The sequence below is a fragment of the Pedobacter sp. UC225_65 genome (assembly GCF_042698365.1).
Taxonomy (GTDB): Bacteria; Bacteroidota; Bacteroidia; order Sphingobacteriales; family Sphingobacteriaceae; genus Pedobacter.
Genome location: NZ_CP170550.1, coordinates 3,953,491 through 3,977,269, shown reverse-complemented (window position 1 = coordinate 3,977,269; position 23,779 = coordinate 3,953,491). Strand labels below are relative to the sequence as shown.

Here is a 23,779-nt window from a genome sequence, read left to right as displayed (position 1 = left end):
TTTTTCAACATTTTAACATCCTTATGCTCATTGGCTTAAGATTTGTATTGGGTATATTATCTACTCAATACATCTACCTATGATTTTTAAATTGCAGACCCCTTATACTTATGCCAGGCATAAAGAGGAAAAAGTAGTCAGACCCTTAACCCATAAAGACAGGGTAAATGCAGACCGTTTGGTGATGTTAGTTTTATTGGCGATTGCCATTACAACAGCTGTAATTTTTGCCTAAGGCATCTCACTTTACCCAACCATAACGTTAAAGCTTACAACAATAAAGTATCAATTCGATGCGCCTGTACCATACCTAAAGTGGGCGACCAACTGTAAATGGTAAAATGTCCATCTTGAGAGGCGACTAAGGCCAATGCATTTCTTTGGTCGAATATAAATTGCGCTGCAGAAAGATGTCTCGTACCTCCAGTTTTTGCGGGATGGATCACTTGAGCATCCCCTCCGGTAATAGGTTCAGAAAAAGAGAGTTCTTGGATATGTGCACTACTGTTTGCCCGTCCGGTTTTGGCACCAAAAGCCAACAGTTCGTATTCATCTGTAATGACTGTTGCACCATCTATTGCGGTTAATCCGGCCAAATGGTCTACTTCCCTTTTCAAGGCACTTTGCCAGAAAATCTCACTCGCATCAGGCCTATCCTTTCTTACCAGATCTGCCAACCCTTTAAAAGCTGGCGTCAAAGCATAACTAATGGGATGGATAACCGACTGCTGCCAATCTGTAGTGCCATGTGGCACCACCAATACAGCTCCACCACGGCCATGTGCCCGCATGGAAACCGCAAGCTGGATCAGGATATTTGCCGAATCGTTCCAATAAGAATGTGCCGTTAGGTCTAACAATGACAAGAGCATCGCTGGGCAATCTGCACTTACGGCACTTTTTTCCTCTACGATTTTGATCTGGTCGCCTTTTAAAACAGCTACATTGGTATACTTGCCAAAACCATAGTACCTACGGTGTTTGATCACCAATAAGCCGGGCTCAGAAACATCAACAACAAAACAATAGTTCGGGATATTCAAGGTGGTTCCCCAGATGTGCAGGTTATACCCATCGTGCCATACCCCAATATGGATACCCCCACGCTCTACACCAGGGGCCAACTTGGTCAGTACATTGGCATTTAAAGGCAGGGTCTGGTTAAAAAGCAAAGGTTTACCCGCTTGTTCTGGTGGCAAGAAGGCAATGGATATTTTAGGCGAATGACCTTCCTCCTTACGCAGGCTAGACCAAAAAGCAGCATCTAAAATGGCCTCAATCACCCTTGCAGGCGGCTGCGGAGCCAAATCTACTTCGCCCTTGGCATTGGCTTCTGCTAAATGTTTAGCAAAATGTGATTCTATTTGTTGTGCCACCAACTTAGCGGCCTGGTATGTTGCTCGGTTCACCATTTTACTAAGTTAGGTTTTTCTGTTTTTAGTTTTCTGCATCCCAAGCACAGTTTACATTTTTTCGACTTTATTTTTTAAAGCCCATAATACATTACTTATCCTACATCAATAAACAGCCTGATCAACCACCTTATCTTTGTATCAATAAATTATAACATTTATGGCACAGACAGTAGTACACAAAGCCAACACCCGAGGGGTGGCAGATCATGGCTGGTTAAAAAGTTACCAAAGTTTCAGCTTCGCTGGATATTACAATCCAGAACGTATCAATTTTGGTGCTTTAAGAGTTTTAAACGACGATATCGTTACTGGGGGTATGGGCTTCGGCGAACATCCTCATGACAACATGGAGATCATTTCTATTCCGTTAGAAGGAGAACTACAACATAAAGACAGCATGGGCAATACCGCAACCATTAAAGCTGGCGAAATACAGGTGATGAGTGCAGGTACTGGAATCTATCACTCAGAATATAATCCTGATGCCAGCAGACCTGCCAAATTTTTACAGATCTGGTTGTTTCCGAACAAAAGAAATGTGACCCCAAGGTACGACCAGATCTTGTTGGATGCAACTGATCAAAAAAATGAGTTTGTTCAAATCTTATCACCAAATGCGGATGATGCTGGGGTTTGGACCTATCAAAATGCTTGGTTTAATTTGGCTAAGTTTGAGGCAGGAACAAACAAAACCTATCAGCTCCACGAAAAAGGAAATGGTGTTTATATCTTTATCTTAAAAGGTGAAGTAGAAGTAAATGGCCAACTCTTGGAAACACGCGATGGTTTCGGGATTTGGGAAACGGATGCTTTTGATGTAAAAGCCAGCAGCGATGCTGAATTTTTATTGATGGAAGTTCCGATGGAATTTTAATTGAAGGTGATGCAAGTTACAGAAATTCTGATTGTGGGCACCAACAAGCCCATTTTGGAAACCATCGAAAGATTGGTCAACATGGAGGGCCAATGGTTGGCGACCCTTTGCTATTCGGTAAAAGAAGCAACTTCCATTTGTTTGGAAAAGGATTTTGGCCTATTGTTGATCGGCGCAGGACTTGGGGAAGATGAAGAAGTGGCGCTGACACAACAGATTGCATTACTAAGGCCAAAACTACCTGTTGTTAAACATTATGGTGGCGGCAGCGGACTGTTGTTCGCAGAAATCTATCAGGCCTTGGCCAATTCATAAAAAAGCCTCCCAATAAAATTGGGAGGCTTTTTTTATTTTATCAATTTAGCTACTTGTAACTCTCTGCTAGTTTTAAAGCATTATAAGCATTTACAATCCCACCGGTAACACATAGATTCTGAGAATGGAATACTCACATTATCAGCACCTTTTAGGTTGGTGATGTTGTGGTTAACTTTTACAACAGATTTTAAGATGATCTCTTTTACCTGCACGGCCGTTAATTTTGGATAATAAGAACGGATCCAAAGCGGCCAACCCTGTTACTACTGGGGCCGCCATGCTGGTACCATCCTCATCGATGTATTTATTATCTGGCACTGTAGAATGGATACGTACACCCGGTGCAAAAACATCAACGGCTGTTTTACCATAATTAGAGAAAGGAGCTTTTAAGTTCTCTCCATCAATTGAGCTCGAAGCACCAACAACGATCCACGAACTGGCCACACCACCATCCAAATATTTTCTCGACGGAAAGTTAGGTTCAACATCAATGTCGTTATTGTCATTGCCCGCAGCCTGCACTAACAATACATCTTTGCTGATTGCATATTTCACCGCTTCGTCTACCACCGCTTTATCAGGCGAATAACCTTTACCAAAACTCATGTTCAATACCTTTGCTCCATTATCTGCAGCATATCTGATGGCATTGGCTACATCTTTATCGCGCTCATCGCCATTTGGGGTATTGCGAACACCTATAATTAACACATTATCAGCCACTCCTTTAATACCAATATCATTTGTACGATCGGCACCAATGATACCCGAAACATGCGAACCATGTAAAGCATCCGGACCTTTAATGTCGTTATTGCCATAAAAACGCTCTTTACTGTTGTTAGGGTCGTCGCCAACAATAGCCCTTGGGTCATAATCCAGGTTAAGGTTATAATTGACCATTTCGTAAGCCTGTTTGTATCCGGCTACAATCTGTTCTTCATAAAACGACTTGAAGTCCATCTCTTTCAAGATATCCAGTATGGTGGCTTTCATTCTTTCTTCTTGCTGTCCCTGTGCTTTAAAAGCTTCAAAATCTGCAGGCGTAGGGTCAGGTTTTCCGATCTTTTTTCACAACCCCATCCAGCACATATTTAAAGCCACTTACACCTTGAAGGTCACTTTTAGCCGTAATTAGTCTTTTTTCTAGTTCAGTGCGATTGGCCAAAAATGCTTCGTAATCGGCTTTATCTTTTGCGGCTACCGTAGCTGCAGTTACACCGGCAAAACGGGCATTATCTCTACGTACCAAACGGGTAAGCTCTAAATTCTCAAATTCTACAGCACCCGTTTTTCCGCCCGAAAAAATTCCAGCCATGTATATCGTCTATATAGCCGTTTTTATCATCGTCTATGCCATTACCTGCAATTTCTTTTTTATTTACCCAGATTACCCTTTTAAGGTCTTCGTGGTTGAGGTCTACCCCACCATCTAATACCGCCACCAAAACTGGGGTAGATTTTTTACCCTTTAATAATTCTTTATAGGCTTTCTCTGTGCTGATTCCAAAAACAGAATCTGTTTTAAGGTCTAAGTTTTGCCAATTTGGTTTTTGTTGTGCAGTTGATAGAAAAGGTAATGCAGCTAACAGAAATAATGTAGCCGATTTTTTTAAGAAATTATAGTTCATATAATGATATTAGATGTGAAAAACGGTGATGACCTATTTTTATTGTTGATTTTGTAACTAGCTTTATTCAACAACAATGCCATAATTGGTAAGTAGGCCCACTAGACCATCGGCTGAGAACTTTGCTTTTCTCAATTGGTTTTTTTCTGGGTCTATGGTAAAGTTATAAGACGTAGCAAAGTTGGCTCCGTTTAAAACACTACGCATAAATACAGCCGTACTTAAGTCGCAACGTTCAAAAATGGCCGAAGTGAAGTCTGCCTCAGAAAAATCTGCCCCTTTTAAAGAGCAATTCTTAAAATGGCATTTACGGTTTTTCTTTTTCATAAAAGCCGTATAATCTAAGATGCAATTGGTAAAATCTACAGCGAAAAGAAAATCTTTGGCATTTGTAAAATCTGCTCCTACCATTTTACAATCGTTAAACTGTACTTTATCAAAACCGATCTGACCAAATTTGACCATGCTGAGGTTACAGTTTTCGAAAGTGCATTTAATGAAATCGCAACCATAAAAATCGGCATCAGTAAGGTCACAGTTTTTAAAGGTGCATGCATCAAATTGGGTATCTCTTCTTCCTTTGGTTGGTAATGAAACTTTTTCAAATACCTGATCGACGTAGTATAAACTTTCTTCAGTTGACATGGCTGTAATTATGAAGCGCAAATTAACAAATTAAGCACAAAACAAGGTCGAGATTTGAGAAAAGTAAATGGAATAAAAGTAAAGAAACGCGGTAAGCTAAACCCGACAGCAAAGGAAAGCGCCGAAGCATGAGGGCTTGCAATGGATGGCGGGACTGTTGTTACCGAAGTACCACTGGCCTTGCTTTCCACCTCATTTTACTTCACCATGATGCCTTCATAAATTTATGTCATAGAAAGCAAAAAAAAGCCTACCGCATCAACTGCCAATTGATCAATTATCCTGACAGCTGATGCAATAAGTCCTTTGATCTTAAGCCGCTTTTTTGGCCAATAATTTTTTGATCCTATTTTCGATATCGTCCAAATCAAATGGTTTGCTGATGTAATCGTCTGGCGTAGCCATTTCGCTGATCTGTTTGCTCCTTACATTGGCAGACATTACAATAACCGGAATATGTTTGGTGAAAAGGTCGTTTTTAAGGTCGTGACAAATCTCAATGCCATTGCCATCAGGCAACATCACATCTAGAATAAAAAGGTCGGGATCGAATCCTTTAACTTACTTTTCATTTCTTTAAGGGTAGACGAGAGTTGTAGGTCATAGCCCTCATCCTTTAATAAAAACTCGATGATGTAACCTATGTCCTTATCATCTTCTAAAATGTGTATCCGTTTCTTCATATCTAACAAAACAAAAAAGCTGGGCTATTGTTTGCTTTTAACGAAAAAAATTAAGGCTGAACCACCTGCTTATCTTCACTTAGGTTTAAGGTGCTGTAACCATAAGCACATAGCAACAACAAAACCACAATACTGACCCAAAGTGGGCTATAACCCATTTTTTCGGCCAGGTAAAAACCACAAGTTGGACCCACCACTTGGGCAATTGACCAAGCAACTGTATAGCCTGCTGCGTATTGGCCCCGGTTAAATTCATTGCTTCTTTTGATTACAAAAGTATTGACAAATGGAATGGCAAACATCTCTCCAAAAGTGAAACAAGTTACACTGATCAAAGCCACTACCACTGGTAGAAATTTAGGCAACATTAAGGTAGCGAACGAAAGTCCTACAATCAGAACTCCTGTTACGATGTAAAACACAGGCGAGCGTTTGTTCTCGATCTTGCTGATCATTACCATTTCGAACAGAGCGATAATTACCCCATTTACGCCTAGGATCATCCCAATCAAAGCCTCGTCCAAATGCCAAACCTCCTTGAAAAATACGGGCACTACCCTAAACATCAAAAAGAAACAGGTGGCAAAAACCGTGGTCAACAATAAAAACCGGATAAACAAAGGGTCTTGCCAAGGCTTACGCACCACCATGCCTTCCATTTTTGCGGCAACGGCCTTTCTAAAACCCTTAACCGCAGGTAAAAACATAAAGATGGCAAAGGCTACAATGATGCTCACCACACCATCAACAATAAACAATAGTTGATAGTTAAACGAAGCGATGATCCCACCCATACTGATCCCCACTGCCCAGCCAATATTGGTGGCCAAACGGTTTAAAGAATAAGAACGTGTTTCTTTGCCTTCGGCGGCATACGCGGCAATTGCCGTAAAATTGGCAGGGCGAAAGGCATCATAAAAAAAACTGATCAGTACCGCCAGTACACAAAGGGTAGTAAAATGGCTTACCTGCGAAAAGATTAAGAAAAAAAGTCCGCCGATTAGCGAAGAAAAAATCTGTACCGGCCTAAAGCCAAACATGTCTGTAAGTTTGCCTCCAGCGGTTGCGCCTAAGATGGAACCTACCCCAAATAGCGAAATGATAATCCCTGCATCAGAAGCCGGACGATGTAAAGACTGGGTAACATACAAACCCATAAACGGGACCGCCATATACCCACAACGGTTCACCAAGATCACGATGCTCAAGAGCCAAGTTTCCTTACTTAACCCCGAAAAAGAGGTTTTATAGGCCTGAATAATCTGTTGGAACATTTGCTTGGGATTGTGAATCAAAAATAGACATTCGGCTGTAAAATCCTATCTATAATTTCCGTATTTTTGAATCCGTCCAAAAAATCTGGACCCTCAAATCGTAGCCCATGTCGACAGAAATAAAATGCCCTAACTGTAACCATACTTTTCCTATTGAAGAGGTAATGGCCGAAGAATATAAACAGGACCTGAGAGAGAAGATGGTTTCTTTTACCAAACAAAAGGAAGAAGAATTTCAGAAAAAAGCTGAGGCATTTGAGCAACAAAAAAAACAACAGGAACTGGCTTTTGAACAAAAGCTGACGCAAGAAAAAAATGCTTTGCAAGCGTCCATGGCCGAAAACCTACGCAAAACGATAAGTGCCGATTTTGAGAACAAACTGAAGATGCTCGACGAGGCCAATAAAGAAAACGAAGAGAAACTAAAATTGGCCCGTGGCAAGGAAATCGAATTCTTAAAAAAAGAACAAGAGATCAAAACACGTGAGGCAGAACTTGAACTGAGCATTCAACGTAAGCTGCAAGAACAACGAGAAGAACTCGTTGCCCAAGTGCGTAAGCAGGAACTTGAAAAAAACAGCCTTAAAGAAACCGAGCACCAGCTGCGTGTAAGGGAGCTTGAAAAACAATTGGACGACCAGAAAAAACTGGCTGAAGAAATGAAACGTAAAGCCGAACAGGGTTCGATGCAATTACAAGGTGAAGTACAAGAACTGATATTGGAAGAACTGTTGCGCAATACCTTCCCTTTTGATTTGATCGAAGAGGTAGGCAAAGGGGTAAGGGGAGCTGACTGTGTACACAACGTACGCAACCAGTTTGGACAAGAATGTGGACGCATCATTTATGAGAGCAAACGGACCAAGGATTTCTCTATGGAGTGGATCGAAAAGCTCAAAAAAGACATGCGCAGTATGGGGGTTGATGTAGCCGTAATCGTTACCCAAGCTTACCCTAAGGGCATGGATTGTTTTGGTGAAAAGGATGGTGTATGGATCTGTTCTTTTGATGAAGTGAAAGCTGTTTCGTACATCTTGAGAGACGGGATCATCAAACTATTTGGTGCCACCAAATCGCAGGAAAACAAGGGCGATAAAATGCACATGCTTTACGATTACTTGAACGGGAATGAGTTTTCAGAACAATGGAAGGCCATTCGCGAAGGTTTCATGAGCATGAAACTGTCTATCCAACGTGAACGTGATGCCATGGAAAGATTATGGAAAAGTAGAGAGAAACAGCTGGAAAAAGTTTTGTTAAATGCGGCGCACATTAGAGGTTCTATTGAAGGTATTTCGGGCAACGACAACATCCAATTGAGTTTGGGAGAGGACGATGATGACCTGTTGTTGGATTAGTTTAATTAACTCCATGGTTCGTGTGGACACGAACCATGGAGTTCACCTATAATTGTTTTAACATCCAGATATCGCAACCGAAGTGTCCTGAGTTACCTAAGGCGCCTCTCAACTTTTCAAAACCCATTTTTTCGTACATATTTACCGCTTGGTTCAATTCTGGCATGGTTTCTAGATACATGCTTGCATAACCTAATTTTTTGGCACTTTCGAAACATTTCTCCATTAAAATTTTTCCAAAACCCCTTCCCCTTGCCTCTGGGTAAAGGTAAAGCTTAACCAGTTCGCAGGTTTGGGCTGGCAATCCAGCTGTAGGGAAAACCCCAGCACCACCTATAATTCTACCTTCTTCTTCCAAAACCCAATAAGCCGAAGCAGCTTCTTCAAAAACAGCAGACAAATGATCTGTGCTTTCATCAAAATAGGCAGTTCCAGGTTTGTTCGCTTTATATTCGGCTAAAACACTTTTGATCAGTTGGCCAAGTGCTACATCATCGCTTTGTTGGATAAGTCTTAAGTTTGTTTGCATGGCGACAAAAATAATGAAATTGTTTAAGCAATCACCCCACCCATCAAAGGATCACTGATTGATTCCTCGCCTGTTTCAACATGGCCCGCATAATGTTTTAAAAAGTTGGGACGACCTGCTACAGTAATAACAAAATCGTACCAGCCCTTACTCTTTTGCAGATTGAGTGTTACGATCTTTTTGCTGTTTGCCGCAATTTTGATAGTCTTTGAATTGGCCATATACGCCTCGTCTTTGATCAACACTTCTACGGTAGTGTTCTCTTTGTTTTCTAAAATCAGCTGCACATTACCTGTCAATTTTTTAAGCAGCCCACTTTGCTCATACACACTTGCCATTTCAATTGCTGGATCTGCTGCATCCCCCTTAAACTGGCGGAAAAATCCATTAGGTCCGTTTACGTTAAGGTCATAATTGCCATTTTCAAACGCCGTAATTTCCCAGCTATCTGTTAAGCTGTCTCCAGCTTTTACCGCATAGGCCCAAGTTTTTCCAGCTTCTTTTTTGTACTTACCAGCTGTGTATACATTAAAAGCAGCACCTGCAGCTTCCAATTGCTGTCCGAATGCAGTCTTAGCTGCTGCAAAATTCAGTTTCAGAACTGTTTTTTCGGCATTCAATCCCGCATCCACAGCCAGTTGATAAGGCAAGGCACAGGCCAAACGTGTTCCTTGCTCCTGAACAGCGGCAAATGTAGAAGCATCTTTAGAAAATGGCAGATAGGTATTGATTTTGTCTATTTCAGTTTTAGATAAGGCCGTTGGCGTTACTTGTGCAGGCTTCGACTTTGCATTTTGTATGCCTGTAATTACCTTTTCTTTTTTTAACCTTTCTGGAGTTTTCAAATCCTCTCCATGATAAGGCCTAAATACGGATGTCAAATCCCCACAAATAGCTCTTCTCCATGGACTGATTACCTCACTCTTGATCTGCTTCCCTGTTTTATGGCTTAAGAATTTTTCTAAAAACATCAATGAAGAAGTATGGTCAAAAACCTGCGAGTTTACATAGCCACCCTTGCTCCAAGGCGAAGCCACCAACATGGGCACACGATAACCCAAACCAATCGGACTATCTTTCCTAAACTCATAATCTACCCATGGCTCCAAGCCCTTGCTTACCTTGCCCGTAGAAGATCATTGGGTTTAGGTGGCACAAAAGGTGGGACATGGTCAAAATAACCATCATTCTCATCATACGTTAAAATGAAGATGGTCTTTTTCCAGACCTCTGGATTTTTGGTTAAAATGTCTATCGCTTCAGATACGTACCAAGTTCCGTACAAAGGCGAACTGGTATGGTCTGAAAACCTTTGGGGAGCCACTAACCAAGAAACCGTAGGCAGTTTTCCGTTGTCTACATCTTTTCTAAACTGCTCAAATATATCTTCTTTCGGAATGTTTAAGGTTTCTTCCTTCCCTTGATCATTGGTAAAAGTAAATGGCGCCAGTTTTAAATAATCTGGGTTTTGGATGTTGGTGGTAAAAGCTTTATCAATCAGGTTTTTCTCTCTTGCAGAAAGCTGGTTGTATTTGGTCAACACTTCTTCGGCCGTTAGGGCTGGGTAACTGGTCTGATCCCCATTCTGACGGAAATAGGCCGATAGTTTAACATGATGTCGCTTCACATACTCCAAAGGATTATCACCATAATTGCCCAACCAATCGTCTATCTCTCCTTCTGGTAGTTTAGCGGTCCATAACTCGTTCTGGTAAACCTTCCACGATACGCCATTGTCTTCTAAGATTTCGGGGAAGGTTTGCCAATCTACAAAGACATTGTCTTGCGATTCAGCCTGAGAATTGTTCACTACTGGCACCGAATTGGCTGATTGCTCTGGGCGGATTGTACCAGTCCAAAAGAACAAGCGATTTGGGGTAGTACCTGTTAGCGACGAACAGAAATTATGGTCGCATACGGTAAAGGCATCAGCCATGGCATAATAAAAAGGAATATCTTCTCTTTTATAATAGCCCAAGCTCATTAAAGATTTTACAGGTACCCATTTGTCGTATTTCCCTTTGTTCCTTGCTGCTACTTGATCAGACCAAGAGTGTGGCAAACCACCCTGCCAGGTAATTTTGGTTTTATTGATATCTACATGAAATGGAGCATAGGTATTGCCTTTATCATCGTTCTGTAGCCATACCTTATTCTGATTGGGCAACATTTTGACTCTTGGGTCATTAAAACCTCTTACTCCTCTCATTTTGCCAAACATATGGTCGAAAGAACGATTTTCCTGCATCAAAAACACAACATGTTCTGCATCGTAAAATGTAGTACCTGGAGCTGCATTAATGGCCATCGCTTTTTGGATAGACATCGGAATAACATTAGACAAGCCCAATGCCCCCGACAACAATGTTGCTTTCTTGATAAAATCTCTTCTTAAATCCATAGTCAGTTTAAAATTTAGAACTATTCAAATGTACAGTGTAGGCTATTGAATCAAAAACAATCCCTATTAAATTTTTATGACAAAATGCAGATTTGAATTGGAACTTTCAATACCTAAGTTTGTTTTATCTTAACTAAAGAATAATACTGATGAGTGAAGCAAAAGCATATGCGGCACAGCAGGCAGATCAGCCTCTTGGGCCTTTTAAATTAGATCGTCGCGAGCCTGGAGCCGACGATGTTGAAATCAAGATCTTGTACAGTGGGGTTTGCCATTCAGACATCCACACCGCCCGTAACGAATGGGGCGGCACCATGTATCCAGTAGTTCCTGGACACGAGATTGTAGGCAAAGTAACCCGTGTGGGTAGTGCAGTGAGTAAATTTAAAGTTGGCGATACGGTTGGTGTAGGCTGTTTTGTAGATTCATGTGGCCATTGCAACAATTGCAAAGACCACCAAGAACAATACTGCGAAAATGGACATACCCAAACTTATAATTCTTACTCGCAAGACAAAAAAACCATTACTTATGGTGGCTACTCGAGCCATATTGTAGTTACGCAAGGTTTTGTATTGAATGTTTCAGACAAATTGCCATTGGCAAATGTAGCGCCTCTTTTGTGTGCAGGTATTACCACTTATTCGCCTTTGAAACATTGGGGTGTTAAAAAGGGCCATAAAGTTGCGGTGGTTGGTTTAGGTGGCTTGGGCCACATGGCGGTAAAGATCGCTTCGTCAATGGGTGCTGAAGTAACCATGTTGAGCCGTTCGCCAGAAAAAGAAAAAGATGCAACCGCATTAGGTGCGCATCATTTTGCCTTGACTACAGAAAAAGCAAATATGAAGGCTTTGGCCAATACTTTTGATTTTATCATCGATACGGTTTCTGCTAAACATGATTACAACGAGTATTTGGCTTTGTTGCGTACCAATGGAGTAATGGTTTTGTTGGGTGTACCACCAACACCATCTGAAGTAAGTGCAGTAAACCTGATCTTTGGCCGTAGAAGTTTAGTGGGATCGTTAGTGGGTGGCATTAAAGAAACCCAAGAAATGCTGGACTATTGCGCAGAACATAACATTAGTGCAGACATTGAGCTGATCAAAATGGACCAAATCAACGAAGCTTTTGAACGTACTTTAACTGGTGATGTTCATTATCGTTTTGTAATCGATATGGAATCAATCTAAGAAATGGAGAAGTGTTTGAGTTGGGCAGTTTAGAAACTATCCAACTCAAACCTTTTTAAAAACAGGTAACCTGCCAGGTACGTTGCCAATTTTCTTTTGGCGCCAAGGTAATAATTCCTTCTTTGTCTTTGAGTTGTTGGTTATGCTGCATTGAATCTGCAATGCCACACCAAGGTTCTAAACAAACAAAAGGCGCATCCTTTGCAGCCCATATACCGAAATAAGGAAAATCTTTAAACTTGAAGTTGAGCCCATTGTAGTTTTTGGTGTTCATCAGAGAAATGCTATCACTTTTAAGGTTTTTGAAAACCAGGGCATCGTCATAGAACAGTTCGTGTTTCAACGGCAATCTCTTTTCAGTCAATTGAAGTGTAGTGATCTTATCCGAAACCAGGTTATCTACGATATGATGATAGGTCAGCTCTTCGTCGTTGTTGAACTGCAAAAAGTAATCCTCGTAATTCCCTTCATTATTTAAAGGTGCTGCAAAGGCAGGATGTCCGCCAATAGAAAACAACAATTCTTTATCAGCAGGGTTACTTACCTCATATGTGCAACAAACACTGGCACCAAACATCTTGTAGCGTAGGCCCAGATTAAATTCAAACGGATAATTCTCTAAAGTCTCAGCCGTATGCGTAAGTGTAAAAAGGATTTCGTGTTCTGCGATCTGTTCAATCTTAAATTCTAGGTCGCGGGCAAAACCATGCCTTGGTAAATGATAGCTCTGGTTTTCATATACATAAGTATTGTCTTTCAACGCACCGATCATCGGAAATAAAACCGGACTAAATTTACCCCAATAATTGGCATCTCCGCTCCAAAGAAACTCGGTATTGCTGTGTACACCCGTAATATATTGTAGTTCTGCACCCTTTGTGTTAAAGGTTGCTCTTATGTGCTCATTTTCGATGGAGACCGTCATGAGGTAAAAATAAATAATCGCTTTTACATGGCATAAAAATTAACACTTAATTATTGTTATTTAATGCGATCAGGTATTGTTTGGCTTCTTCTACAGCTTTATTACAGATTTCGGCAATAAAATCAAGGTTTTCCTTTACCTGTTTGCTATTTACGCGATCATATAGGTCCATATCCAAATAATCGGCCAATTTGTTGTCTAGGCCCATCACAGCAATACTAGACTGCATGTGGTGCAAGGTTTTTTTAATACCCGGATAAGCACGCAGCTCAAAGTCGCGCTGCAGATTGGCCAAGTTTTCGGGGATGATCTTATAAACAATCTGGTTACTTTTTTTTCATAGTCGGTATCTCCCCTGCTTACTTGTTTCATGTAACTTAAATCAAGCAACTCAAATTCATTCTGGTCTTTGTTCATTGCATTTTCCATTTTAAATAACATTAAAGTATCTGTACCCTTTTATTGAGGGCAGCCCTAAAAGCATCAGATACCGGAACTAGATTTTTATCTATAATCAAAGTACCACCTTCTATGGTGTCTATTTTACTTACGTTGATGATGTAGGAGCGATGTACCCTCAAAAAAATATGGTTTGGTAATTTATCTTCAACCGATTTTAAGGAAGAATGGATAGAATATATTTTCTCATGGACCGCTATTTTAACGTAGTCGCCCATAGCCTCCAAGAATAAGATTTCGTTGAGCTTTAACCTACGCACTGTATTCGAATCTCTGATAAAGATAAATTCGTCAGACAGTTCACTTACCTTGTTTTTTTTGGTTTCCAGGATTTCTTTAGCTTTTTCTATGGATTGTAGGAACCGTGCTGGAGAGACAGGTTTCACAATAAAATCTACCACCCTGAGGTCAAAAGCTTCAACTGCATAATCTCTTTTGGCGGTGGTAAATATCATGATGGGTTGCTTTTGGCCCAAACTTTTCACCAGCTCAATGCCACTCATTCCGGGCATCTCTATGTCTAATAGCAAAAGATCTATCGGATTGGTTAAAATTTTATGATAGCCGTCCTTGGCATTGTCGCATTCTCCAATCAAGTTCAACGAGGATCGAGCGTCAATAATTGGATCAGGGTTAACCTGGCAATCTCATTATCATCAATAATTAAGCAGTTCATTAGGTAGTTTTAACCAAGTCTAAGTTAAAAACTAACATTAACTAATAAGTAATTTTAGTTTTGTTCAATCTGTTCATTATTAAAAGTCGTATGTTAGCCTGAATTTTAAAGAACGTATATGGCTGTTTAACGGGCTTTTATGCCCATGTAACTATGCCCTATTTAAAGATTTTACAACGCACAATAACTTTGTCTACAGATAACCATTTAAAATAATCAAATTTCTAACCATGAATAAAATTCACAGACTCTCGATCTTATTGATCGCCCTATTTTCTTTTAACACTTCATTTGCGCAGAGCCCAATGAAGGAACCTGTTAGCTTTAAACTTAAAAATGGCTTAACAGTAGTAGTAGCCCAAAATGTTGGTCTAGGCAAAATCTATTCCCGCCTAACCATAGAAAACCAAACCGACGACAGCCAAAAAGTTGCTGCACAGGTCTTGGAAAACTTCTTAAGCAACAAAGCCACCAAGTTTAATGAAGGTATGTTAGAAAATGGCAAACCTGTTGCCCGTGTTACCATGACTTTTAACGAAGCAAATGCAGCCACTAACATCACCACTTTCGAACAGACCTTAAGTTTTGTATCCAATGCCTTTATCAATCCAGAAATTACAAAAGAAGCATTCAATGAAATGAAAAGTGCATACACAGGCAATAAAGCTGACCTGGATTCTATTACCATTAAAGATCTACAGGATTTTTATAACAAGAACTTTAAAGCAGCCGATACTTACATTACCATTGCGGGCGACATTACACCAAGTGCAGCCAAATTAATAACCAACAGAGTATTTGGAGACTGGAAAACTGAAACGACTGCTTTATAAACCTCAAAACCACAGATCGAAGGGGATTGGAACTAAATTTCAATCCCTTTTTATTTAGGATCAATTAGCAGTTTCTTAAAACCAGTAGTCAGGGTATCGGCTATTTTACCATCGGCCCTTTTATAGATGAAATAAGCTTCCAGGTCTTTTCTGGCCGCTACAAAAAGCAGGGCTGTTGTGAGGTCCATAGCCATTAAGGCATTATCGTAACCATCTGCCGTCGTTGCATCCTTTGCAAAAACCGTTACGCTGATCATCTCATTGGCCAATGGATAGCCTGTTTTGGGATCGATCAGATGCGAAACCTTTTGATTACCGAACTTGAGATACTTTTGGTAATTGCCGGAGGTAGTTACCGCTCCTTCTTTAAAAGAGATGATGTGCTTAATGGAGCTAGCCTCTGGTTGACCATCTACTGGGCCCTCAATTCCAATCCGAATTTGGGTACCATCTGGTTTTGGTCCACTTATCCTTAGTTCTCCCCCCACTTCTGCAATAAATACCTTTATTCCTTTTTGAAGGAGAAAACCTGCAATCACATCTACCGTATAACCTTGTGCAATACCATTGAGGTCTATCGTTACACAGGGTTTGTTTTTGTGTAGGAACGAGCCTTTCAGTTCAATTTTATCCATTCCAACACAAGGTAATACCTGCTCAATTGTTGCACGATCTGGAAAGGAACCGATCTTTTGTGGGCCAAAGCCCCAAAGCTGCACCAAAGGAGCAACGGTAATGTCAAAGCGCCCTTGTGTATCTTTATTGATTTCAAAGGCTCTTTGAACTACTGCGGCAAAATGTTCGTCTAACATTAGCCCCTTTTCAGATTGATTGAATTGATGGATGCTCGAATTGTTTTTATACAATGACATCGATAGGTCTATCACATCTAAAATACTATCGATCTGCCCTTTGGTAACCAGACTATCGCTTGCAAAATAGCTTACTGCATAGCTGGTACCTTGTGCATACCCCTTGATCTTAACCTCGCGTAATGGCGGATGGTCAATTGCAGCGATACAAAAAAGAGCAAATACCAAATATTTTAAAATAGCCTGCATCAATGCTTAAGACAATACTTTGGTTTTTCCAGGCATGGCCACTGGATATAGGCCATTGGCATCTGGCAAAACTTTTGGCATGGCATCCCAACTTAGTTTGTCGGGGAAAAGACTATTCTCGGCTTTAAGCGCATCCTCCCATTTGATCACCTCGCCAGAATAAGTAGCGTATCGTCCAATGATGGCCGTAAAACAGCTTTTTGCTGCGCGCTCGGCATCCCAAAACTTATACTCACGTTTAGAGATGGCATCAAACAACTCATCGTGTTCTGTTTGGTATGGATTTGCATTTCCTTTCCTGTCATGGTTAAAGATTTCTTTACCCTGATGGTCCCATAAAATCCCACTATTGTTGGCCGAAAGATAGACCCTACCTTTTGTACCTTGGAAAGTTTCGTCAACCCTGTTATTGGTACCCTCAAAATGGCGACATTGACTGTAGATGACCGATCCATCTGCATAAGTTAGCTCTACCGCATGATTGTCGTAGATTTCGCCGTAATCTTTTCCGGTTCTCCACGCCCTACTACCCGTACCTTGAATAGAGACCGGATATGCATTTTTTACCCAATTGGCAATGTCTATATTATGTACATGTTGCTCTACAATATGGTCACCACACAACCAATTGAAATAGTACCAATTGCGCATCTGGTATTCCATTTCGGTTTGGTTAGCCACACGTGGCTTTACCCAAACACCCCCACTGTTCCAATAAACCTGTCCAGAAACAATATCGCCAATTGCTCCATCCTGCATCCTTTTTAACGTTTCTCTATAATTGGTCTGATACCTGCGTTGTAGGCCAACAACCACATTTAATTTCTTTTGTTTGGCCAGTTCGGCAGCAGCCAATACTTTTCTAATCCCGGGCGAATCTACGGCTACAGGTTTCTCCATGAACACATGTTTACCTTGTTTAACCGCTTCCTCAAAATGCATGGGCCTAAAACCCGGTGGGGTAACCAATAAAACCACATCTGCCAATGCGATTGCTTTTTGATAAGCATCAAAACCTACAAACTGACGGTCTTTCGGTACATCTACCTTTTCTTTAAATTTATCGGCCAAGATTTTATAACTACTTTCCAAACGGTCTTGAAAAGCATCGGCCATGGCCACCAGTTTCAGGTTAAATTTGGTACTTAATGCCTGATACGCTGCGCCGGTACCTCTATCTCCACAGCCGATCAGCGCAATCTTGATGGTATCATCTACAGAAGAAACAGGACTGCCTGCCCAAGCGTAGCCGCTCATCAATACCCCACCTGCCACCAGTGCAGAGGCCTTTAGAAATTCCCTACGCTCGTTGTGCGTTTCGTTAATTTTTGCCATTTGTTTTTAGTTTATATTTAGATTAGTGTTTAGTTCAAATTAATAATCTGCTATGGGCGCTTTGTTATAATAAGCATCTATCTCAGCCTTGTCTGGTGTAAGCAATGGTCTAACCAGCCTAATTCCGATAAAAGGAGCCTCAGGAAACCACCAATTGCTTTTTGGATCTGAGGGTCGATTTGCTTCCAAGAAGGCTCAGAAGGTCTTCTGGCTGCAGAGCGAAGTGATTTTGCATCATCTTCATAAGAACCCCCACGTACCACCAAGGGATAGAGTTTAGCTGCTATGGCAACTGGATTTTTAACGATTGTTTTGCTTAGCGTTGCATAAAAATCTGGTTGATATTGGTCGTAAGTCCACTCCGCTACATTCCCATGCATATCGTATAAACCAAAAGCATTGGGCTTTTTCTGGCCAACCTGATGTGTCTTCTTTTCGCTATTGGCACCAAACCAGGCATAATCGCTCAATTTACTTTGATCATCGCCAAAAGAATATTCTTCTTTACTTCCAGCCCTGCAGGCATATTCCCATTCTGCCTCAGTAGGCAAACGGTAAAAAACACCCGTACGAGCATAAAGCCATTTACAGAACTGGATGGCATTGTATTGTGTCATGGCCAATGCCGGATAATTCTGTTTACCCATTCCAAAAGTCATGTCCAGATAAGGTTTAGTTGGCCGTGTTACCGCATCAACCTGTACAGGTACTTTACCCATGCTGTTGTTTACTTCGTAGTCTTTGTACAGAAAAGGCTCATAAATATCCCAGACCACTTCAAATCTGCTCATCCAAAAAGGGTCGAGTTTTACTTTATGCACTGGTGCTTCGTCGGGGTTACCTTTTGTACTGCCCATCAAAAAATCGCCACCAGGAATGGGCTGCATCTCGAAAGAGAGCTTTGTACCTTCAATCTGCTGTTGGTAAGCTGTCAATTTCTGCTGTGCTAAAGTCTTAAATCCTAAAAGTGTGAAACAAAGTAATGTGATCCGTATTTTGCCTTTCATAACACTAAAATTAGGAAAAAATTCCAATCTAGTAAGATCAAACTGTAAATGTATATTTGCAGTTCAAATGCACACCAACATGCAAGAACATACTTTCGTCATCCCTGCTTATAAAAACTCGCCTTATCTGGAGAGTTGTATACAGAGTTTGCTGAATCAGACCATGAAAGGTGAAATTGTATTGACGACTTCTACTCCATCGCCATTTATTGAAGCGTTGGCCGAAAGATATCAGCTCCGTTATTTTGTGAACGAGGCGCCAAGTTCAATTGCCACAGATTGGAATTTTGCCTTGTCCAAAGCCAGCACACCTTTGGTTACCATTGCCCATCAAGACGACATTTATCAGCCAACTTATGTAGCGACAATTGTTAAGGAGATTGAAAAACGACCGAAAGAAAATATCCTGATTGCTTTTACCAATTATGCAGACTTGGTCAATGACCAGGTGAGGGGATTTTCGCTAAACGCCATGATCAAATCCATTTTACTTTTTCCTTTTGCCTTCTCTAAAAGTTTGAAAAGCTCTTTTTTTAAGAAATCGGTCTTGTCATTTGGTGATCCAATTTGTTGCCCAGCGGTGACATTGAATCTAGCATCGGCCCCTGCCGATTTCAGCTTTTCTACTGATTATAGTTGTGCATTAGATTGGTATGCTTGGCTCAAACTGGCCAAACATAACGGTTCATTCCTCTACATCAACCAAAAATTAGTAAAGCATCGGATCCACATCGATTCAGAAACCACCAATCAGATCAGTAATGGCAAAAGACAGCAAGAAGAACTACAGATCTTCGAACAGATTTGGGGTAAAGGTATAGCCAAATTGATCTCTAAAATTTATGCATTTGGACATAAAGACAATCGGATTTGATCAAATTTCGATATCGATGATATAACCACCTCCGGTTAACGGAAATAGATATTCAGCACCATTGATTGTTTTTTCTGCAAATTTCACCAACTGTTTTTTAACTCCGCTGGCTGCCATGATCATTTCAGTAAACTTAACATGGTAAGGAATGATCTGCCAACTTTTAAATTTGGCCGTTCTACATAAAGTATTCAATGTTTTATAAGAATACACCTGATAGTGGTCTACGTGACAGGATTCTCTTTTAAAAAGCGCCAACGCCATGTTGGCAAAAGAGGTGGCATTTGGTGTAGAACAGATTATCCTCTTGCCGCTAAAATCTCTTTTCAGGTTCAAGAAAAACTCCAGTGTATTGGGCAGATGTTCAATCAGCTCGCCCGCCACAATTACATCAAAGTTATACTGTTCCAAACCCATTTTATTAAGGTCATAAATATCGCCATGTAGGACTTTTACGTTCTCGCTGTAGGTAATTCCTTCTGGTGGTAAAAGCTTAGAATTATCTACTCCGATATGCAATGCCGAAACATCAGAGATCTGTTGAAAAAGATAGTTCGTTGAATTTTCTTTGATCAATGCAGTTTCATCAAAACAGCCTAAGTCAAGAACGTTTTTATTTATACATATATTTGTGATATATTTCACTCGCTCTACTGGTCTTTTAACTACCAGTTTTTCGGTTGGTGTATAATTTAATTCAATCATTAAAGGCCTTTTATTTTAATATTACTTGCTAAAATATGTTACTAATTATATTCTGGATTATTATTTATTGTATTGCCAACACTTTCTCAATTGTATTGCTTGGTGATCGATCATTGATTTCCGGTAACCTTTTAAACATAGATAATATTATCCGATTAATCATCAACTGGAAATTCATTTTGGCTATGGTATTTGCTGTATTGACCAGGGTTAGTTTTATCATGATCAATAACTCGCTACTTAAAATCCCAAAACTGGCCAGTGCTTCTACTTCCATTGCCACCTTTGCCACCTTGCTATCACTTATCTTTATTCTACTGGCCAATTACTTTTTCTTAAATGAGAAATTGAACCTGCAACAGGCCATTGGCGCTTTCATTGTATTGGTTGGTGTAACCATCATGGTCAAATAAGCGTTACTGCCTTTCTCTTTCGGCCCACTCTAGGTTTCCTTTCGCAAACTTATGGTTGGGATCTATTTCTAATGCCTTTTTACTAGCTTCAATTCCTTTAGACCATTGTTTCAACTGGTTATAAGAGGCCGCCATATTGCTATAGGCATCTGCATAATCGGGCTTAAGCCTAAGGGCGCTCATGCAGGCATCTATACATTTTTCGTATTGGCCAATATTGTAAAAACCCAAACTTAGGCTAAGGTAATTTTCAGCACTCATCTGTTTTTTAGCTTCAGTTTCTGGAGCTGCAGCTGGAATAGGCTTTTTCTCTTTCGCTGCTACCAAAGCCTTAAGTGCTTCACTGTCTCCTGGCGAAACGGATAGCAGATGATGGGCCGTCTTTTCCAATTCAGCCCATTCTCCCAAATTTTGATAAGTGGTCAGTAAATTGTTAAGCGCAATCAAAGAATAAGGGTTTAGTTTCAATGCTTTTTCGCCACTTACCCTTGCTTCTTCGTAGCGTTTGTTCTGCACCAGATATCTTGTATAATAAGCATAAGATTGAAAAGCTTCTGGCGCAAAGATCATTGCTTTTTTAAAATTAAGATCTGCAGCTTCATGTAAGCCAAGTGCACCTTCTGCAATAGCAATATTGATATAGAGCAGGTTGTAGGTAGGCAAAAATTTTCGGGCTTTTTCATAATAACTCAGCGCAATTTCATAATTCCCTTTTTCCATTTGTGTCAATCCGTAATTCATCATACCCCTGCCATTCATCGGACTTTTAATCGTTACATCATACCAAAATGTCTCTCCATCTTTCCAGACTTTATTTCTTTGATGTACACCATAGGCATTTAGTGATAGGATTACAAAAGCAACAGTGGCAATCAACAATTGATATTTTTTGTTGGCCACGATTTTTTTTTCTCTTTTCATTAAAAGCTGGGCTATGAAGGTAACTACACTCAACGACAGTCCAACGAAAGCAAAATACATCCTGTGGTCATTGGTCACTTCTGCAAACGGTGCAATAGATGTAGGCAAAAGTGCTGCTGCAAACCAGATCAGTCCAAAAGCAATTGGCTTGGTTTCTGTCTTTTTAGAAGTTTTAAAGATGGCGATGACCAATGCAATCACAAAAACGACGCCTATCAAGATCCGTTGATCAAATACATTTAAGATCACTGTCCAATCGGTATCCGCACTTAAACTTATCGGAAAAAAGAAGGACGTAAAATAATGCAGCCACACAAAACATTGTGTAAGCCAGTAATAACCTGCCGGATTAGAAATACCTGGAATGGCTTGAACCCTCGAAAGCGTATACACCTGTACAGCGATAACGACAATTAAAATAGGCAATAATGTAACTACGGTTTGCCATACCAACTTAAAATTTTTGGCTTTGAATAGCTCACCTATACTTAATTTTTTCTCGAACAATGTGATATAGAAAAATAACAAAATGATCAGCACCAGCACCGTCTCTTTGGCAAAAACACCTACTATTGCAGGGATAATGTACAAGTATTTCTTCCTCTTTTCTGGATACAGGATATAGACTGCAAAAGAAGCCACGATAAAAAAGGTCGATAATACATCAGATCGAGAGATGACATAATTGATCGTTTCGCCATTTGCAGTATGTATGGCAAACCATCCAGCAGCAAATAAAGCAATGTAATTAGTCCAATGATGTGTAAATGAAATGTTCAGTAGTTTTTTATAGACAAAATACAACATCACACACAATAAGATATGCCAGATAAACGTAGAGATGTGGAAATAAAATGGATATAGGCCACCCCCCATCCAATAATCAATGGCCAAGGTAGTAGTTACCAGGGGCCTTAAGCCATAATGGTCTGGATCCGAACTGAACATTTTTGGATCCGTAAAAAATTCCGGAATATTTGCGAGTGTCCTGATATGGGTATTTTCTACTATCGTATGTATATCATCAAAATGAAACCCATTATGGAAGTGATTGGCATAGGCGGCCAGTAACAACGCCAACATACTTAATGCAAAGAGGATGATGTTTTTATTCTTGATAGTCATTTGTGTTTCAACTGGATTGATTTAAACCTATTGTATTTCTTTCTTTTCCGCTTCCGCTTTTTCTTTCATCAAGGCCAATTCTTGGCTAAGCTTGGTCATGTTACGTTGAAGCTTAGAATTTACCACCGACAAATGTAGAAGGTAAATCAGAATGATAAAGATGAAACCCGTGAATACTAAGTTCGCTGGTTCATACACCCCAAATAGCTTAGACATTACTTCCAAACCTTCGGCCCATAGCGAGAACAAGAGCAGTACACCTGTGCATATCCACCATACGATGGCATATTCTTCTCTTAATTTACCTTTGATAATTAACCTAGAGATATAGATTAAAAACAGAATATTGATAATGATCGTAATAATTTGAATTCTGGTCATCATATTTTATTGAGGTTTACGTATAAACGAGAACAACATGCTGATCGTTACTTTGATACAATAATAGACAGAAGAAAAATTTCCAATCGACGATGTCCCACCTAAACGATGGCTCATCACTACCGGAACTTCTTTGATCTTTAATCTAGCTCTCGAAAAAATAACAAGGGACTCAGGTTCTGGATAATCATCTGGATAATTTTCGGCCGCAATGGTTATGGCCTTTCTACCCAATAGTCTAAAGCCCGAAGTGCTATCATAAATATTGTTCCCTGTTAACAATTGATTGAGACGATAAAAATATTTGATCCCCATGCGTCTCATAAAAGAAGATTGAAAACCTTCATTAGCCAAAAATCTTGAACCAATTACCACATCTGCACCAAATTCTGCATTGGCATTTAAAAGTTTGATGATTTCGCAAGGTGGATGCTGGCCATCTCCATCCAATTGAATGGCCATATCAAAATCGTTGATTTTAGCATACTTAAAACCCGATTGCACGGCACCACCAATGCCAAGATTATTTGGAAGGTCTAATACCTTTGTATGATGGTTTCTCGCAACTTCTACGGTTTTGTCCTTAGAACAGTCATTTACAACCAAAGTAGTTAAGGCATATTCTTCAGGTAGTTCAAGTTGCTTTAACTCTTGCAATAATAAGGGCAATGCAACTTCTTCATTGTAACATGGAATAACTATTAAAACCTTTTTTTGCATAGGAATTAGGCTGATGGCAA

Annotated in this window: 29 protein-coding genes; 8 read left to right on the top strand and 21 right to left on the bottom strand. The window is 40.2% G+C overall.

Annotated features, from left to right (window positions below; translation table 11 throughout):
* Positions 1 to 79 precede the first annotated feature (79 nt).
* A complete protein-coding gene (locus tag ACFJIZ_RS21020; protein WP_379088692.1) occupies positions 80 to 235 on the top strand; it encodes a hypothetical protein in 156 nt (51 codons plus the stop codon).
* 34 nt (positions 236 to 269) lie between these two features.
* Here the strand turns inward: ACFJIZ_RS21020 and ACFJIZ_RS21015 are convergent, their stop codons facing one another.
* On the bottom strand, positions 270 to 1,412 hold the full coding sequence (locus tag ACFJIZ_RS21015; protein ID WP_379088689.1) for a putative sensor domain DACNV-containing protein: 1,143 nt from the start codon (positions 1,410 to 1,412) through the stop codon (positions 270 to 272).
* Positions 1,413 to 1,572: 160 nt separating this feature from the next.
* On the opposite strand from ACFJIZ_RS21015, the gene ACFJIZ_RS21010 reads away from it, so the two are divergent.
* Both ACFJIZ_RS21010 and ACFJIZ_RS21005 read left to right on the top strand, forming a co-directional pair.
* Positions 1,573 to 2,289 (top strand): pirin family protein, encoded by a 717-nt coding sequence (locus tag ACFJIZ_RS21010; protein ID WP_379088686.1) that lies wholly within the window; start codon positions 1,573 to 1,575, stop codon positions 2,287 to 2,289.
* A gap of 9 nt (positions 2,290 to 2,298) precedes the next feature.
* Positions 2,299 to 2,604 (top strand): hypothetical protein, encoded by a 306-nt coding sequence (locus tag ACFJIZ_RS21005; RefSeq protein WP_379088683.1) that lies wholly within the window; start codon positions 2,299 to 2,301, stop codon positions 2,602 to 2,604.
* Positions 2,605 to 2,775: 171 nt separating this feature from the next.
* Here ACFJIZ_RS21005 and ACFJIZ_RS21000 read toward each other — a convergent pair whose 3' ends face one another.
* The 7 genes from ACFJIZ_RS21000 to ACFJIZ_RS20970 all read right to left on the bottom strand — a co-directional run bounded on the left by ACFJIZ_RS21000 (position 2,776) and on the right by ACFJIZ_RS20970 (position 6,843).
* The gene (locus ACFJIZ_RS21000; protein ID WP_379088681.1) at positions 2,776 to 3,606 is read right to left on the bottom strand and encodes a S8 family serine peptidase; all 831 of its coding nucleotides are present in this window, start codon (positions 3,604 to 3,606) and stop codon (positions 2,776 to 2,778) included.
* 55 nt (positions 3,607 to 3,661) lie between these two features.
* Positions 3,662 to 3,928, bottom strand: coding sequence for a hypothetical protein (locus tag ACFJIZ_RS20995; protein WP_379088678.1), 267 nt, complete (start codon positions 3,926 to 3,928; stop codon positions 3,662 to 3,664).
* Positions 3,882 to 4,241 carry a hypothetical protein gene (locus ACFJIZ_RS20990; protein WP_379088675.1) on the bottom strand — a complete coding sequence of 120 codons (360 nt, stop codon included), beginning with the start codon at positions 4,239 to 4,241 and terminating at the stop codon, positions 3,882 to 3,884. The genes ACFJIZ_RS20995 and ACFJIZ_RS20990 overlap by 47 nt, the downstream gene beginning before the upstream one ends.
* Before the next feature lie 63 nt (positions 4,242 to 4,304).
* On the bottom strand, positions 4,305 to 4,886 hold the full coding sequence (locus tag ACFJIZ_RS20985) for a pentapeptide repeat-containing protein (RefSeq protein ID WP_379088672.1): 582 nt from the start codon (positions 4,884 to 4,886) through the stop codon (positions 4,305 to 4,307).
* Positions 4,887 to 5,198: 312 nt separating this feature from the next.
* Positions 5,199 to 5,408: a response regulator gene (locus ACFJIZ_RS20980; protein ID WP_379094166.1), complete on the bottom strand. Its 210-nt coding sequence runs from the start codon at positions 5,406 to 5,408 to the stop codon at positions 5,199 to 5,201.
* A gap of 5 nt (positions 5,409 to 5,413) precedes the next feature.
* Positions 5,414 to 5,569: a hypothetical protein gene (locus ACFJIZ_RS20975; protein WP_379088669.1), complete on the bottom strand. Its 156-nt coding sequence runs from the start codon at positions 5,567 to 5,569 to the stop codon at positions 5,414 to 5,416.
* A gap of 50 nt (positions 5,570 to 5,619) precedes the next feature.
* A complete protein-coding gene (locus tag ACFJIZ_RS20970) occupies positions 5,620 to 6,843 on the bottom strand; it encodes an MFS transporter (RefSeq protein ID WP_379088666.1) in 1,224 nt (407 codons plus the stop codon).
* Positions 6,844 to 6,950: 107 nt separating this feature from the next.
* Between ACFJIZ_RS20970 and ACFJIZ_RS20965 the strand changes: the two genes are divergently transcribed.
* Positions 6,951 to 8,201 carry a DUF2130 domain-containing protein gene (locus tag ACFJIZ_RS20965; protein ID WP_379088663.1) on the top strand — a complete coding sequence of 417 codons (1,251 nt, stop codon included), beginning with the start codon at positions 6,951 to 6,953 and terminating at the stop codon, positions 8,199 to 8,201.
* Positions 8,202 to 8,247: 46 nt separating this feature from the next.
* On the opposite strand, the gene ACFJIZ_RS20960 is transcribed toward ACFJIZ_RS20965, so the two are convergent.
* From ACFJIZ_RS20960 to ACFJIZ_RS20950, 3 genes are read right to left on the bottom strand one after another with little or no spacing between them, the layout of a single operon-like run.
* On the bottom strand, positions 8,248 to 8,730 hold the full coding sequence (locus tag ACFJIZ_RS20960) for a GNAT family N-acetyltransferase (RefSeq protein WP_379088660.1): 483 nt from the start codon (positions 8,728 to 8,730) through the stop codon (positions 8,248 to 8,250).
* Between the two features lie 23 nt (positions 8,731 to 8,753).
* Complete coding sequence (locus ACFJIZ_RS20955; RefSeq protein WP_379088657.1) at positions 8,754 to 9,839, bottom strand: phospholipase domain-containing protein; 1,086 nt, start codon at positions 9,837 to 9,839, stop codon at positions 8,754 to 8,756.
* 8 nt (positions 9,840 to 9,847) lie between these two features.
* Positions 9,848 to 11,131, bottom strand: a complete 1,284-nt coding sequence (locus tag ACFJIZ_RS20950) for an alkaline phosphatase family protein (protein WP_379088655.1) — start codon at positions 11,129 to 11,131, stop codon at positions 9,848 to 9,850.
* A 149-nt stretch (positions 11,132 to 11,280) separates the two neighbouring features.
* Between ACFJIZ_RS20950 and ACFJIZ_RS20945 the strand changes: the two genes are divergently transcribed.
* Positions 11,281 to 12,324 (top strand): NAD(P)-dependent alcohol dehydrogenase, encoded by a 1,044-nt coding sequence (locus ACFJIZ_RS20945; RefSeq protein ID WP_379088652.1) that lies wholly within the window; start codon positions 11,281 to 11,283, stop codon positions 12,322 to 12,324.
* 55 nt (positions 12,325 to 12,379) lie between these two features.
* On the opposite strand, the gene ACFJIZ_RS20940 is transcribed toward ACFJIZ_RS20945, so the two are convergent.
* The 3 genes from ACFJIZ_RS20940 to ACFJIZ_RS20930 all read right to left on the bottom strand — a co-directional run bounded on the left by ACFJIZ_RS20940 (position 12,380) and on the right by ACFJIZ_RS20930 (position 14,304).
* Positions 12,380 to 13,249, bottom strand: a complete 870-nt coding sequence (locus tag ACFJIZ_RS20940) for an aldose 1-epimerase family protein (protein ID WP_379088649.1) — start codon at positions 13,247 to 13,249, stop codon at positions 12,380 to 12,382.
* 46 nt (positions 13,250 to 13,295) lie between these two features.
* Positions 13,296 to 13,544 (bottom strand): hypothetical protein, encoded by a 249-nt coding sequence (locus ACFJIZ_RS20935; protein WP_379088646.1) that lies wholly within the window; start codon positions 13,542 to 13,544, stop codon positions 13,296 to 13,298.
* 145 nt (positions 13,545 to 13,689) lie between these two features.
* Complete coding sequence (locus ACFJIZ_RS20930) at positions 13,690 to 14,304, bottom strand: LytR/AlgR family response regulator transcription factor (RefSeq protein ID WP_379088642.1); 615 nt, start codon at positions 14,302 to 14,304, stop codon at positions 13,690 to 13,692.
* A gap of 310 nt (positions 14,305 to 14,614) precedes the next feature.
* On the opposite strand from ACFJIZ_RS20930, the gene ACFJIZ_RS20925 reads away from it, so the two are divergent.
* Entirely contained in the window at positions 14,615 to 15,217 is a 603-nt protein-coding gene (locus ACFJIZ_RS20925) for an insulinase family protein (RefSeq protein ID WP_379088639.1), read from the top strand.
* Between the two features lie 50 nt (positions 15,218 to 15,267).
* Here the strand turns inward: ACFJIZ_RS20925 and ACFJIZ_RS20920 are convergent, their stop codons facing one another.
* The 3 genes from ACFJIZ_RS20920 to ACFJIZ_RS20910 all read right to left on the bottom strand — a co-directional run bounded on the left by ACFJIZ_RS20920 (position 15,268) and on the right by ACFJIZ_RS20910 (position 18,620).
* Positions 15,268 to 16,278, bottom strand: coding sequence for an FAD:protein FMN transferase (locus ACFJIZ_RS20920; protein ID WP_379088636.1), 1,011 nt, complete (start codon positions 16,276 to 16,278; stop codon positions 15,268 to 15,270).
* A 6-nt stretch (positions 16,279 to 16,284) separates the two neighbouring features.
* Positions 16,285 to 17,613 carry a Gfo/Idh/MocA family protein gene (locus tag ACFJIZ_RS20915; RefSeq protein ID WP_379088633.1) on the bottom strand — a complete coding sequence of 443 codons (1,329 nt, stop codon included), beginning with the start codon at positions 17,611 to 17,613 and terminating at the stop codon, positions 16,285 to 16,287.
* Positions 17,614 to 17,690: 77 nt separating this feature from the next.
* Positions 17,691 to 18,620 (bottom strand): formylglycine-generating enzyme family protein, encoded by a 930-nt coding sequence (locus ACFJIZ_RS20910; protein ID WP_379088630.1) that lies wholly within the window; start codon positions 18,618 to 18,620, stop codon positions 17,691 to 17,693.
* A gap of 79 nt (positions 18,621 to 18,699) precedes the next feature.
* Here ACFJIZ_RS20910 and ACFJIZ_RS20905 point away from each other — a divergent pair, with 79 nt between their 5' ends.
* Complete coding sequence (locus tag ACFJIZ_RS20905; protein WP_379088626.1) at positions 18,700 to 19,494, top strand: glycosyltransferase family 2 protein; 795 nt, start codon at positions 18,700 to 18,702, stop codon at positions 19,492 to 19,494.
* Here ACFJIZ_RS20905 and ACFJIZ_RS20900 read toward each other — a convergent pair whose 3' ends face one another.
* Positions 19,495 to 20,199, bottom strand: coding sequence for a class I SAM-dependent methyltransferase (locus tag ACFJIZ_RS20900; RefSeq protein WP_379088623.1), 705 nt, complete (start codon positions 20,197 to 20,199; stop codon positions 19,495 to 19,497).
* 35 nt (positions 20,200 to 20,234) lie between these two features.
* Here ACFJIZ_RS20900 and ACFJIZ_RS20895 point away from each other — a divergent pair, with 35 nt between their 5' ends.
* Positions 20,235 to 20,612, top strand: a complete 378-nt coding sequence (locus ACFJIZ_RS20895) for a hypothetical protein (RefSeq protein ID WP_379088620.1) — start codon at positions 20,235 to 20,237, stop codon at positions 20,610 to 20,612.
* 3 nt (positions 20,613 to 20,615) lie between these two features.
* Here the strand turns inward: ACFJIZ_RS20895 and ACFJIZ_RS20890 are convergent, their stop codons facing one another.
* The 3 genes from ACFJIZ_RS20890 to ACFJIZ_RS20880 are packed head-to-tail and all read right to left on the bottom strand — an operon-like array spanning position 20,616 to position 23,759.
* Positions 20,616 to 22,658, bottom strand: a complete 2,043-nt coding sequence (locus ACFJIZ_RS20890; protein ID WP_379088617.1) for a hypothetical protein — start codon at positions 22,656 to 22,658, stop codon at positions 20,616 to 20,618.
* Between the two features lie 27 nt (positions 22,659 to 22,685).
* Positions 22,686 to 23,042, bottom strand: a complete 357-nt coding sequence (locus ACFJIZ_RS20885; protein ID WP_379088614.1) for a DUF2304 domain-containing protein — start codon at positions 23,040 to 23,042, stop codon at positions 22,686 to 22,688.
* 3 nt (positions 23,043 to 23,045) lie between these two features.
* Positions 23,046 to 23,759 (bottom strand): glycosyltransferase family 2 protein, encoded by a 714-nt coding sequence (locus ACFJIZ_RS20880; RefSeq protein ID WP_379088611.1) that lies wholly within the window; start codon positions 23,757 to 23,759, stop codon positions 23,046 to 23,048.
* Between the last annotated feature and the right edge of the window lie 20 nt (positions 23,760 to 23,779).